Consider the following 11,944-nt stretch of genomic DNA (forward strand, 5'->3'; position numbering starts at 1 on the left):
TTACTCCTACTGGCCTACAGCGGAAACGATACGGATTTGCTTTTCGTCTGGCACTTCCTGGTATGAAATCACCCGCAGGTTAGGAATCGTGTGCTTGACGAAACGAGACAAGGTGGCGCGCAGCATACCCGATGTCAGCAAAATGGCGGGCTGTCCAACCATTTCCTGCTTCTGCGCTGCGCTGGCAAGGGATTTTTGCATCCGCTCTGCTAGTCCGGGTTCGATATTCGGGCCATCGCCACCTGTCGCTTGCATTGACTGATGCAACATCTGTTCCAGTTCTGGCGCCAAAGTAATGACGGGAATTTCGGCCTCGGGTCCGGCGATTTCCTGAACGATCATACGCTTAAGTGCAATACGTACCGCTGCCGTTAACACTTCAGTGTCATTGCTCTTAGGCCCATATTCCAGCAATGTCTGGACGATGGTCCGCAGGTCACGTACAGAAACGCCTTCATTGAGCAGATTCTGCATCACCTTGACCACGCTGCCCAGCGGCATAATATCAGGAACAAAGCCGTCCACCAGTTTCGGTGCACGTTTACCCAGCATATCCAATAGCTGCTGCACTTCTTCGTAACCCAGCAGTTTGGCGGCGTTATTGGTAAGAAGTTGGCTCAAGTGGGTGGCAATAACAGTTGAGGTATCAACCACTGTGTAGCCAAGAGTTTGGGCATGTTCACGCAGTTCCGGTGCTATCCACACCGCATCTAGCCCAAATGCCGGGTCTTTGGTTTCAACGCCATCGAGTTTGCCAAACACTTGGCCGGGATTGATCGCCAACTCACAATCATGGCGAACTTCAGCTTCGCCACAGGCAACGCCCATTAACGAGATACGGTAGGCGCTGGGTGACAAATCCAGATTATCGCGAATATGCACCGCAGGCACCAAAAAGCCCAATTCCTGCGATAACTTTTTACGCACCCCTTTGATACGGCTAAGCAACTCACCGCCTTGGCCTTTATCGACCAGAGGGATCAAACGGTATCCCACCTCTAAACCAATAGTATCCACTGGCCGGACGTCATCCCAACTAAGCTCTTTGGGTTCGTTAAGATTCTTCTCGGTCGGGCCATTCTTAACCAGTTCCAATGCCTGTTGCTTGTTGTTCTCATTCCGCCTGAAAATAAAGAAAGCGCCAGTCGATGCCAACAGCGCAAAACTTAAAAATGCCAGATGTGGCATGCCGGGCACAATCCCCATCACAAACAGCACCGCAGCCGCAATCATGAGTGATTTGGGATTATCAAACATCTGCTGCACCACTTGCTGCCCCATGTCGCCAGACTCATTCTGACGGGTCACCATCAAGGCGGCGGCGATTGACAGTAACAGGCCGGGGATCTGTGCGACCAAACCATCACCGATAGTCAGTAAGGTATAGATTTCCACCGCCTGTGAAAACCCCAGGCCATGCTGCACCATACCGATAATAAAACCGCCAACAATGTTGATACAGAGAATTAAAATCCCAGCGATAGCATCGCCTTTCACAAACTTAGAGGCACCGTCCATTGAGCCATAAAAATCGGCTTCGCTGGTCACTTCTGCGCGGCGTAAACGAGCCTGATCCTGATTGATAATGCCAGCATTCAAGTCTGCATCGATAGCCATCTGCTTACCAGGCATAGCATCCAAGGTAAAGCGGGCACTCACTTCAGAGATACGGCCAGCACCTTTGGTGACCACCGCAAAGTTGATAATGATCAGGATAAGGAAGACCACCAGCCCCACCGCATAGTTACCGCCGATAACCACGGAGCCAAACGCCTCAATCACTTTACCCGCCGCATCAGCACCATTGTGGCCCTCTAGCAACACGACTCGAGTTGAGGCAACGTTCAGCGCCAAGCGCAAAAGAGTAGCAATCAATAACACTGTAGGAAAGGCGGCAAAATCCAATGGGCGATTGGTATAGACGGCAACCAATAAAACGACTAATGCCAGTGCGATGTTGAAGGAAAACAGAATATCCAGCAAAAATGCGGGCATTGGCAACACAATCATTGCCAGAACAGCCAAGACCAGCAGTGGCGCACCAATGCCTTTAAAAGAAGCGGGCTTAATCTGACGTAACTGTCCGAACGTTGCTCTTACATCCATCTTGCAGCCTGAGTTTTGACACTTTAAACAGGTGTAAGCAAAATTTAGACCAATCCTAATCAGTATTGTTTAAACTCGTCTGGAATAGGCTGACTCAGCGGTAACGGTGTAGGCTTTCTACCGCGGCCTTTCTGATACTGGCGCAACTGATAAACATACGCCAGCACTTGCGCTACCGCCGTAAACAGTCCATCAGGAATTTGCTGTTCCAGTTTGGTAGTGTGATAAATCGCCCGCGCCAGCAAAGGAGCGGCAACGATGGGAACATTGTACTCACGGGCAATTTCACGGATTTTAAAGGCAATGTCATCAACACCTTTGGCGACCAAATAAGGGGCGGGTGATTTTTTGGCATCATATTTTAGTGCCACGGCAAAATGTTCTGGATTGACCACTATCACGTCAGCCTTGGGAACTTCCGCCATCATCCGCCGCTGTGCCATCTCTCGTTGCAACTGGCGGATGCGCCCTTTCACTTCCGGTTTACCTTCAGTGTCTTTGTACTCATCCTTGACTTCCTGTTTGGTCATCCGCAGCTGTTTGTTGTGGTTCCAGATCTGATAAGGCACATCGATTACCACAATCAGCAAGGTCGAGGCACATAGCAAAATAAATAGCCACAACAGTAGCTTAAGAGCATGACCTACATTACCAGGCAGATTATCTTGCGACAGGTTGAGAATATCCGGGAAGTAATAAGTGAGCAAAAGATAGGCCGCGAGCGCCACCACTGAGAATTTAGCAATCCCCTTGGTCAACTCCACCAGCGCCTGAATACCAAACATACGTTTCAGGCCAGTGACCGGGTTCATCTTGTTCCCCTTTGGCATAATGGCATCAGAGGAAAAAGTAATTCCGCCTAAAACGATATTGCCAATAAATGCTACCGCCCCGAGCATCAGGATGAAGCCAAGCACAGGCCAAGCCAATTCGCTAATCACCGTCTTCCATACCGTGAACATACTGTTGGTATCAAAAATCTGTGAGCGATCCATGGAATAGACTTTGGTCATCATCTCCATCAGGCTTTTGGCCAGACTCGGTCCAATCACCAACATTCCAAGCGCCGCGGCTAATAACACAGCAGAAGTGCCTAATTCGCGCGAACGCGCTACCTGTCCTTTTCTCTGGCCTGTTCCAGCCGTCTCGACGTCGCCTGTTCGGTCTTTTCCTGGCCGTCCTGATTCTCCGCCATCAGAAGCCTCCATCAAGCTTGCATTGCAGCTGTGCCACGTCACACAACAACACCTGCGCCGCATGCCACACATCATCAAAATGTGCCATGATAGGCCCCAATGTCAGCCATAAAATAAGTAAACCACCAATCATGGCCACCGGAAAACCAATGGAAAAAATATTCAATTGAGGTGACGCGCGGGTCATCACCCCGAAGGCAAGATTCACTGTCAGTAACGCTACAATGGCCGAGATTGACATGGTCAACGCCGCCCCAAACATGTAGCTGCCCCACTCAGCCAAACTGCGATAACTGGCAATATTGATGCCGTGGATAGATACCGGAATTGTGTTAAAGCTGGCAACCAACATGCGGATCAGCACCAGATGACCATCAACACTGAGAAAAATTAGCGTCGTTAACACTAAGAAAAAATTCCCGACCACCGGGGTTTGCTGCCCCGAAGCCGGATCGACCATAGACGCAAACCCTAAACTGGTTTGCATCCCGATGATCTGCCCAGTCAGCACAAAAGTCTGCATCAGCAATAAGGTGACAAACCCCATCGCCGAACCAATTAATAACTGCTGCGCCGTGATAAAGACGGATTCCAGCGATAGCAGTTCCATTTTCGGCATAGGAGGGAGCACAGGTGCAACAGCAACCGTGATGGCAACAGCCAGCAACAACCGCACCCGGGTTGGGGTGGTACTGGCGCCAAAAATTGCCATCACCATCAACATGCTGGCAATGCGAAACAGTGGCCAGAGATATCCCGCCAGTACCTGTTGGATGGAGTCAAACAGGATTTCCATGTACTACCCCACCACTTGCGGGATCCGCTGCACCATTTCCATAAAAATCCATCAGCGTTTGCACCAGCCAATGGCCGAGGAACATCAGGGCAAACAAGGTGGTCAGCAGGGTAAAAAGCTCAGCGTTTGTTCGTTAATGGAGGTGGCCGCTTGAAAAACTGACACAACTAACCCAATAAGCAGACTGGGGACAACCACTGCTGACACGATGATTACAATCACCGACAGTGCTTCACGCAACACATCGACAAAAGCCTCAGGTGTCATAATGCGTCTCCTATTGTCCGAAACTGTTCGCCAACGTACCCATCACCAGCGTCCAGCCATCCACTAACACAAACAACATAATCTTAAATGGGAGTGAAACTATCATAGGAGACAACATCATCATCCCCATGGCCATCAGAATACTAGCAACCACCAAATCCAGAACCAAGAATGGAATAAACAGCATAAAACCAATCTGGAAAGCCGTTTTCAGCTCACTGGTGATAAATGCCGGAATGACCACTGTCATCGGCGTATCTTCCGGTTTTTGAATGCCTTTATAACCGGCAATTTCAATAAAGGAGTTCAAGTCAGTGTTGCGGGTTTGCGCCAACATAAACTGCTTCAGCGGTCCTTCCCCGGCTTTCACCGCTTGTTGCAGCGTCATGCTCTCATTCATATAGGGCTGCACCGCACCATCATAAATTTTGTCAAACACCGGTGACATGATGAAAAAGGTCATGAACAAGCTGATGCCTATCAACACTTGATTCGATGGTGTCTGTTGCAACCCTAACGCTTGACGCAAGATGGCCAGCACCACAATTATCCGGGTGAACGAGGTGAGCATAATGACCATTGCGGGCAAAAACTCAGCGCGGTCATCAGCAACAGGATCTGCATGGTGACAGAGTATTCAGTGGCGCCATTAGGCCCGGTGGTCACGGTTACCGCCGGAAACAAGGCATCTTGGGCATGGGCCAGCGATGGCGACAACATCGCCGCCAGAAAGACAAACAGCAGTGACCACTTCATCGCTGCGTCTGCCTAGCCATTTTCAGCCGATTAGCAAAAGTATTGGTTTCAACCAACACTGGCTGCTGCAATTTATCCAATAAGGTAATCTGTCCGGCCGTGACACCCAGCAGGTATTGCTGTCCGTCAAGTTCGGCCAATACCAGACGTTCTTTGGGCCCGACAGGCGTCTGCGCTAAGGTTTTAATGACTGAATGAGTACCACTGACCAGATTCAAACGTTTCAACAGGTAGGCCAGCACAAAAATAATCAGCAATACCAGCAGTAGGCCACCAAACATACCGGCAAAAGCCGTGATATCCACAGTGCTTTTCCCCGTCACAGCCTGAGCGGCATCTGCGGTAGTTGCGAGAGTCTGACTCATAAGCTGCTCACTTGAGTTTTTTGATACGTTCAGTTTGGCTGATCACGTCAGTCAGACGGATACCAAATTTATCGTTAACCACCACCACTTCACCGTGGGCAATCAGCGTACCATTGACCATCACATCCAGCGGTTCCCCGGCCACCCGATCCAGTTCCACAACGGAACCTTGGTTTAGCTGTAACAGATTACGAATGCTGATAAAGCTACGTCCCACCTCCATCGAAATGGTCACGGGAATATCTAAAATGGCATCTAATTTGGCCTCATCCACATTGATCGCTTTGGCCGTGCTTTTCAGCTCATCCAGTTCCACCGCTTTGGTTTCTTCATCGGCATCGGCTTGCTCTGCCATCGCAGCAGCCCAATCGTCCATCTCGTCGTTACTCATGCGTATTGCACCTTATATTTCAGAGAGATTTTTTGACTTATTTTTATGAGTGACCAACTGTAACTCGGTCTTGACCGTTTCCGGTCGCGCAATTTTAGTCATTATCTGTAATGCCAGATTATCCTGAACTTTGCCAAGTTTACAGCGATAGGACGGCAGATCTTCAATGCGCATCACCAGATATTCAGGTAACTCCACCGGAATAACATCTCCGGCTTTAAATTCCATCACATCTCGGAGCGACAGCTCTTTCTCAACCAGTGTTGCATCAAGCCCCACTTTAACATCCATGATTTCATCTTTAAGCGCCTGCGACCAGCGCATGTCGGTGTCCTGTTTATCACTTTGCACACCGGCATCGAGCAATTCACGAATGGGTTCAATCATGGAGTACGGCATGGTGATATGGAAATCACCACCGCCACCGTCGACTTCAATATGAAACGAATTTACCACCACAACTTCGGTCGGGCTGACGATGTTAGCCATGGCAGGGTTAACTTCAGAGTCAAGGAAATCAAACTCTACATCCATCACCGGAGCCCAAGCATCTTTGTAATCTTCAAAGACGATCTTCATCAGCAACTGAATGATGCGCCGCTCGGTTGGCGTGAATTCGCGCCCTTCAATCTTGGCATGAAACCGGCCATCCCCGCCAAAAAGTTATCGACCAGGATAAACACTAAGCGTGCTTCCATGGTGATCAGCGCCGTGCCTTTTAACGGATTAAAACGCACCATATTCAAGCTGGTTGGCACAAACAGCGTATGCACGTACTCGCCAAACTTGAGCATTTGTACACCGTTGATCGAAACTTCTGCCGAACGCCGCATCATGTTGAACATGCTGATCCGCAGATGCCTGGCAAAACGCTCATTGACTATTTCCAGTGTCGGCATGCGCCCACGGACGATGCGATCCTGAGAGGAAAAGTCATAGCTTTTAGCTTCAAGGCTTGACTCTTCTACCTCATCTTCATCGATATCATCAACGCCGTGTAACAGCGCATCGATTTCGTCCTGGCTTAATAAGTCACTCACGATACCGCCTCTATCCTGTCAAATTCGGGGCTATTGCATCACAAAGCCGGTAAATAATACTTTTTCGACCACTTTACGGCCCGTTACCGGTTGCAGCGTATTCTGTACATTCAACAGCGCTAACTGCCGTAATTCATCTTTCCCGGCTTGAGTGCTGAGTTTTTCAACACTGCCGCTGCTAAATGTTGTTAGCAGGGCATCTTCCACCAGCGGAATATGTTTTTTCAGCAAGATGTCGTCATCGCTACCGCGCACCATCAACTGTACTTTAATTTCCACCAGCCGCGTCTGGTTATTACCCGGCAGATTGAACAAGAATGGCCTTGGCATTGCTACATAAAATGCTTCTTTAGAGTTGTCAGTTTGTGCCGCTTTCGCCGGGTCCTCGACTGGCGCGGCGTCCTCGCTACTGCCACCAAAAATCCACCACAGCACAGCGGCCAGCACTAACAACACCAACACCCCAGCGGCACCACCGATAATCAGCAATTTTTTCTTACGCTTGCTTTTACCTTCTGGGTTTTCCTGCAATTGCAGTTCGTCTTGTTCTGCCATGAATTATTCCTGTTACGCTACCCGATAACATTTCCAACCTAATAGGTTACCTGCTCACGCATAATAATCTATAGCGGATGTCGAAGTTAACGACGGTTCTGCGGCTGTGCTGAGTTCTTCGGCGGAAATTTCACCAACAGCGGCGGAAGAAACATCACCGTTGCCAGCCATCTGCCCCTGCGGCTGACTTTGCTGTCCTCCGCCTTGTGATACTTGGCCATCGGCTAATTGCATACCTTGCTGCTGTAACAGCTCTCTTAATCTGGGCATGGACTGTTCCAGCAACTCCCGAGTTTGTGGCTGGGTCACATGGAACTGTACCTGCGTGTGTTCTCCCTGCACCTGTAACTTGACGGTCATCGCACCAAGTTCGGGGGATCTAAACGGATCTCAGCGTGATGCACACCGTTATTTACCATTGTCAGCAACTGCTGCCTGATGGCTGGTGCAAATCGCTGCACTAATTCTTGAGTACTCTGCTGCGGTTCACCGGCCTGCCGCAATGATAACTGATACTGAGTCATGCCATTACGATTAGTGGCCGTTGTTAACCCAGGCGCAGCGGCATGCTGCGGTGATTTCACCTCAGTAATACTATCCTGCAAATCTTTTATTAAGGGCGATTTAGCCGCTTTATCGGCACTGGCTTCGGCAACATTTTCCAGTGCTGCTTTGATGCTATCGCTGAATTTATCCAAGGCACTATGCTTGGCTGCGGCATCCGCATCCAGCAGTTGTCCAGTAGAAGACATCTGCGCTATCAATGACTTATCTGTGGCGCTATTGCCTGCGCCCGCCTTGTCTTGTGCTTGTTCATCCGTCAATAACTGCGCCAGTAATTGCTGTAATTGCCCTTGGGGAGAGGAGTGCGTCGAACCATTAGCCCCCAGTAAATCTTTACCACTTGCGGTAGTCGTTGCAGGTGAATGCTGATTCACGGGCAGTTGCTGCAATGCCGCCAATAACTCCGCCAGCGCTTGTTCAAGCGGGGTATCAGTCTGCGACTCATCGTCGCTGTTTACCCCAGTTTTATCGCTAGCTTTATCTGAGCCTGCGGCATCGCCAGAGGCGTGCTGCTGCAACTGTGACAATAATGCCTGTAATGTTTGTGCCGAATCGGCGGCGGCAGTCGAGGTATCATCTTGGGGTAACAGTGCCACCAGGGCATCGAGTAGCTGAGCAAGCGCAGAATCAAGATTATCTTCGCTCTTACCAGTACCATCGGCAGCACTGCCAACTGCTGACGAGTTGTTCAGCATCGCCGCCAACTGCTGCAATAACGCTTTAGGGTCTTGCCCTGAAAGCTGCTGGAGTTGCTGTTCATCCAGCCCGGCAAGCTGTGCCAGTTTAGTGACGGCATTTTGCAATTTTTCTTCCGGCGGCAACTTCTTGCCCATGGAAATCTGCCCTAGCACTGAAGCCACTTTGTCATCAGCACCCGCATTGGCATCAACCACGGTCTTTTTTGCGCCAGTAGTAACAGATGAGGCGTAAGCATTCACCTGTGCTGCGCGCTGGTTTCCGGTATAACTTGAGGTGGATTGTGCTTGCTGAAAAGCGTCAAAAAACCTGAATTATCAGATCCCTTAGCAGATTCTGAGACAACTTTCCCCGCATTGTTCTGAGGGGATGACACTACGTTGTTGGCTAGCTGTTGCATGCTGTCCTCCAGCGTGAAATCTCTGTGCTACAAGTTTGCTGCAGCAACCTGAAATTTGGCGATATTTAACAGTAATAGCTGGATAAAGCAAAAAACAGGCCAAATGTTTTATTGATGTGTATTCAGTTTCCGCCGCAGAAACTGTTGAGACGCAAACTCGTCAATGAGTTTTTGCTCCTGTTTATTTTCTCGCAGTTGCTTTTGTTGGGCCTTTTTCTCTAGCAGCAGCTCCACCGCTTTACGTTTCTGCTGTTTTTCCATCCAATGTTGCTGGCGATACTGCTTTTGCTGTTCGGCCTCATGCACCACGGCTAGCTGCTGTTTAATGGCTTCGTCGACTTGGCGCACAAACCGATGAAACTGCTGATAATAGTCAGCGCGGATCTGTTGCCCTTGCTGAGCCGCCAGTTGCCGCATGTAATCTAGGCGATAGTCCCGCAACGACTGTAACTGATTGACACGTTTTTGATGCTCAAACTGCGCGGCTTTTAGGCGAAGCGCTGCCTGTTCTTCCGCTTCTTTAGCCAGTTTAAGTACAGTCAGTAAGGGATCGTGTGCCATTTATTCGCCCTTATACCCGACACTGAGCCGCCAACTGCCCCAACATCTGCTGGCTGTCAGCAAAGCTCACCGATTCATGCAGATGTTGCCTTAAAAGGCATTGGTTGCAGGTTGCCAGGCGAATGGCATTGTCAATGCGCGGATCGCTACCCTGTGAATAGGCACCAATGGAGATCAGATCACGATTCTGCTGATATAGGGAATACATCTGTTTCACCCGGCGCATCGCCTCCAGATGTTCGGCAGAGATCACCATAGGAGCGACACGGCTGATGGAGGCTTCAATATCGATTGCCGGATAGTGTCCAGAATCGGCCAGCGCTCGCGACAGGACAATGTGACCATCCAGAATAGCTCTGGAGGCATCGGCAATCGGATCTTGCTGATCATCGCCTTCGGTCAGCACCGTATAAAAAGCCGTAATAGATCCCTGCCCCTCACCACCATTCCCGGCGCGTTCTACTAGCCGTGGTAGCCGAGCAAATACCGAGGGCGGATACCCCTTGGTTGCCGGTGGCTCACCTACCGCCAAAGCGATTTCACGTTGCGCCTGGGCATAACGTGTCAGGCTGTCCATCAACAGCAGCACGTCATATCCTAAATCTCGAAAATATTCGGCAATACGTGTTGAGGTTTCACAGGCGCGTAAACGCATCAACGGCGAGGTATCGGCGGGAGCCGCAATCACTACCGAACGGGCACGCCCTGCTTCACCAAGGATCTCTTCAATAAATTCTTTAACTTCGCGGCCACGTTCACCGACTAAGCCCACCACAATAATATCGGCGGTAGTACCGCGGGTCATCATCCCCAACAACACACTTTTACCCACGCCTGAACCCGCAAATAGCCCCATGCGCTGCCCCTTCCCGACCGTCAGCATGGCATTGATAGCCCTGACGCCAACATCGAGTGGTTCGGTAATTGCGCGTCTCGCAAGCGGATTGATTGGCTCGCTGTGGCGGGAGGTTTGCTCTTGATTGCTCAACGGCCCGAGCCCATCCAAAGGCTGACCATTGCCATCAAGTACTCTGCCAAGGAGTTTCATGCCTACATTAAGACCCGTCTGCTCGCCCAGAGGAATAACCCGCGCCCCAGGAACCACCCCGCGTAACTCCTCAACTGGCATCAGATACAGCAGATCATCATCGAACCCCACAACCTCTGCCACCATGGTGCCAGATACGGTATCAATAGCGCACAAACTCCCCACTGGGGCACGACAGCCGGTGGCTTCCAGCGTCAAGCCCACCACCCGCACCAGTTGCCCACTGGCGATAGGCTGATAAGGTCCGGTTCGCTGACTAAGCTGATGAAATGCCTCAAGCAGATGGCGTTGACGTTGTTCCATCACTCTCTCCGTCATCATCATCCGCTACATCAGGAGCACTGATATCTGCGGCTTTAGCAGCGCTGTCAGCCGCTTTGGACTGCAACTGCTGGGCTAATTGTGTTTCATCCCGCGCCAATTGTTGGCGACGATTGAAGACGTCACTGAAGACTTTCTGCAAGCGGGTTTCTAGGCGCATGTCCACTTGTGAACGCTGGCAGGCCACAATACAATCGCCGCGATTAAGTCCTGGATCTTTTTCGATTTGCCACTGATTACGCTGTAACTGCTCCGCGCCATACAGTGATTGCACCAATTCCGCATCATCTGGCTGGAGCCGAATTGTCACCTTCTGCTCCTTTATTGGTAACGCGTCAATCCCCTGACGTAGCGCCGCCAGGATCTGTTCTGGATGGGTTTTCAGTTCATGACCGATAACGCTGCGACTGAGGTTTTCAGCTAAGGTCAGTAATGACTGTTCTATCTGTAAGTCGAGTAATGCCAGTGGTTGCTGAAACTGCGTCAACAGTTGTTCAAATTGGCTAAGTAATGCTTGAGCATGCGCTAAGCCTTCCGTTTTACCTTGTTCTAACCCCTGGGCTAATCCTTCTGCATGGCCTTGTTCCAGCCCCTGTAAACGGCCCTGTTCTACACCTTCTTTAAACCCTGCCGCCTTGCCTTCTTCAAAACCTTCTTGTTCAGCATCGGCACGAATGGCTTCAATCTCCGCCATGGTGGGAGGAACCAAGGGTTTATCGACTTGGGGCGCTTGATATTCTGCGGTTTTACGGCCAAAAACATTGGTTTCTGTTTTTGGCGGCAAGGAGGCACCGACATCCGGTAAAACCCATTCGTCAAACGCCGAGGCTTCTTCGGGAGGGATAATGTTCCGTGATGGTAGATGTTCGGCCATAGCACTGA

At 50.4% G+C, this 11,944-nt stretch carries 11 protein-coding genes and 4 pseudogenes; all 15 read right to left on the reverse strand.

The features are described 5' to 3' along the window. Window positions 1–6: 6 nt before the first annotated feature. Window positions 7–2,106: a flagellar biosynthesis protein FlhA gene (flhA, locus tag KHX94_RS03015; RefSeq protein ID WP_213682315.1), complete on the reverse strand. Its 2,100-nt coding sequence runs from the start codon at window positions 2,104–2,106 to the stop codon at window positions 7–9. Between the two features lie 59 nt (window positions 2,107–2,165). Continuing rightward, window positions 2,166–3,301 (reverse strand): annotated as a pseudogene (gene flhB / locus KHX94_RS03020) (flagellar biosynthesis protein FlhB). After that, on the reverse strand, window positions 3,301–4,098 hold the full coding sequence (gene fliR / locus KHX94_RS03025; protein ID WP_213682316.1) for a flagellar biosynthetic protein FliR: 798 nt from the start codon (window positions 4,096–4,098) through the stop codon (window positions 3,301–3,303). The pseudogene flhB and the gene fliR overlap by 1 nt, the downstream one beginning before the upstream one ends. A 3-nt stretch (window positions 4,099–4,101) precedes the next feature. Next, window positions 4,102–4,365: pseudogene (gene fliQ, locus KHX94_RS03030) on the reverse strand (flagellar biosynthesis protein FliQ). 10 nt (window positions 4,366–4,375) lie between these two features. Continuing rightward, window positions 4,376–5,085 (reverse strand): annotated as a pseudogene (gene fliP / locus KHX94_RS03035) (flagellar type III secretion system pore protein FliP). A gap of 32 nt (window positions 5,086–5,117) precedes the next feature. After that, window positions 5,118–5,486, reverse strand: a complete 369-nt coding sequence (gene fliO / locus KHX94_RS03040) for a flagellar biosynthetic protein FliO (RefSeq protein WP_213682317.1) — start codon at window positions 5,484–5,486, stop codon at window positions 5,118–5,120. Between the two features lie 7 nt (window positions 5,487–5,493). Then, entirely contained in the window at window positions 5,494–5,877 is a 384-nt protein-coding gene (gene fliN, locus KHX94_RS03045) for a flagellar motor switch protein FliN (protein WP_213682318.1), read from the reverse strand. Window positions 5,878–5,889: 12 nt separating this feature from the next. Continuing rightward, window positions 5,890–6,276 carry a FliM/FliN family flagellar motor switch protein gene (locus KHX94_RS21665; RefSeq protein WP_425314057.1) on the reverse strand — a complete coding sequence of 129 codons (387 nt, stop codon included), beginning with the start codon at window positions 6,274–6,276 and terminating at the stop codon, window positions 5,890–5,892. A gap of 21 nt (window positions 6,277–6,297) precedes the next feature. Further along, window positions 6,298–6,776 (reverse strand): annotated as a pseudogene (locus tag KHX94_RS21670) (flagellar motor switch protein FliM); the annotation flags it as partial. 171 nt (window positions 6,777–6,947) lie between these two features. Next, a complete protein-coding gene (gene fliL, locus KHX94_RS03055; RefSeq protein WP_213682319.1) occupies window positions 6,948–7,472 on the reverse strand; it encodes a flagellar basal body-associated protein FliL in 525 nt (174 codons plus the stop codon). A 54-nt stretch (window positions 7,473–7,526) separates the two neighbouring features. Beyond that, a complete protein-coding gene (locus KHX94_RS20095) occupies window positions 7,527–7,832 on the reverse strand; it encodes a flagellar hook-length control protein FliK (protein WP_244859301.1) in 306 nt (101 codons plus the stop codon). Beyond that, the gene (locus KHX94_RS03060; protein WP_244859302.1) at window positions 7,829–8,974 is read right to left on the reverse strand and encodes a hypothetical protein; all 1,146 of its coding nucleotides are present in this window, start codon (window positions 8,972–8,974) and stop codon (window positions 7,829–7,831) included. Before KHX94_RS03060 ends, KHX94_RS20095 begins: the two co-directional genes overlap by 4 nt. 266 nt (window positions 8,975–9,240) lie before the next feature. Continuing rightward, window positions 9,241–9,693 carry a flagellar export protein FliJ gene (gene fliJ / locus KHX94_RS03065; protein WP_213682320.1) on the reverse strand — a complete coding sequence of 151 codons (453 nt, stop codon included), beginning with the start codon at window positions 9,691–9,693 and terminating at the stop codon, window positions 9,241–9,243. 10 nt (window positions 9,694–9,703) lie between these two features. Further along, window positions 9,704–11,044 carry a flagellar protein export ATPase FliI gene (gene fliI / locus KHX94_RS03070; RefSeq protein WP_213682321.1) on the reverse strand — a complete coding sequence of 447 codons (1,341 nt, stop codon included), beginning with the start codon at window positions 11,042–11,044 and terminating at the stop codon, window positions 9,704–9,706. Next, the gene (fliH, locus tag KHX94_RS03075) at window positions 11,016–11,936 is read right to left on the reverse strand and encodes a flagellar assembly protein FliH (RefSeq protein WP_213682322.1); all 921 of its coding nucleotides are present in this window, start codon (window positions 11,934–11,936) and stop codon (window positions 11,016–11,018) included. Before fliH ends, fliI begins: the two co-directional genes overlap by 29 nt. Window positions 11,937–11,944 lie beyond the last annotated feature (8 nt).

Origin of the sequence: Shewanella dokdonensis (assembly GCF_018394335.1) — a bacterium.
In the GTDB taxonomy this organism is placed as follows: domain Bacteria; phylum Pseudomonadota; class Gammaproteobacteria; order Enterobacterales; family Shewanellaceae; genus Shewanella; species Shewanella dokdonensis.

What these genes read in the sequence shown, in the direction of transcription:
- fliJ (WP_213682320.1), bottom strand. Translation starts at nt 9,693, where the DNA reads ATGGCACACGATCCCTTACTGACTGTACTTAAACTGGCTAAAGAAGCG.
- fliO (WP_213682317.1), bottom strand. Translation starts at nt 5,486, where the DNA reads ATGAGTCAGACTCTCGCAACTACCGCAGATGCCGCTCAGGCTGTGACG.
- fliN (WP_213682318.1), bottom strand. Translation starts at nt 5,877, where the DNA reads ATGAGTAACGACGAGATGGACGATTGGGCTGCTGCGATGGCAGAGCAA.
- KHX94_RS21665 (WP_425314057.1), bottom strand. Translation starts at nt 6,276, where the DNA reads ATGCCGTACTCCATGATTGAACCCATTCGTGAATTGCTCGATGCCGGT.
- KHX94_RS20095 (WP_244859301.1), bottom strand. Translation starts at nt 7,832, where the DNA reads ATGACCGTCAAGTTACAGGTGCAGGGAGAACACACGCAGGTACAGTTC.
- flhA (WP_213682315.1), bottom strand. Translation starts at nt 2,106, where the DNA reads ATGGATGTAAGAGCAACGTTCGGACAGTTACGTCAGATTAAGCCCGCT.
- fliR (WP_213682316.1), bottom strand. Translation starts at nt 4,098, where the DNA reads ATGGAAATCCTGTTTGACTCCATCCAACAGGTACTGGCGGGATATCTC.
- fliH (WP_213682322.1), bottom strand. Translation starts at nt 11,936, where the DNA reads ATGGCCGAACATCTACCATCACGGAACATTATCCCTCCCGAAGAAGCC.
- fliL (WP_213682319.1), bottom strand. Translation starts at nt 7,472, where the DNA reads ATGGCAGAACAAGACGAACTGCAATTGCAGGAAAACCCAGAAGGTAAA.
- fliI (WP_213682321.1), bottom strand. Translation starts at nt 11,044, where the DNA reads ATGGAACAACGTCAACGCCATCTGCTTGAGGCATTTCATCAGCTTAGT.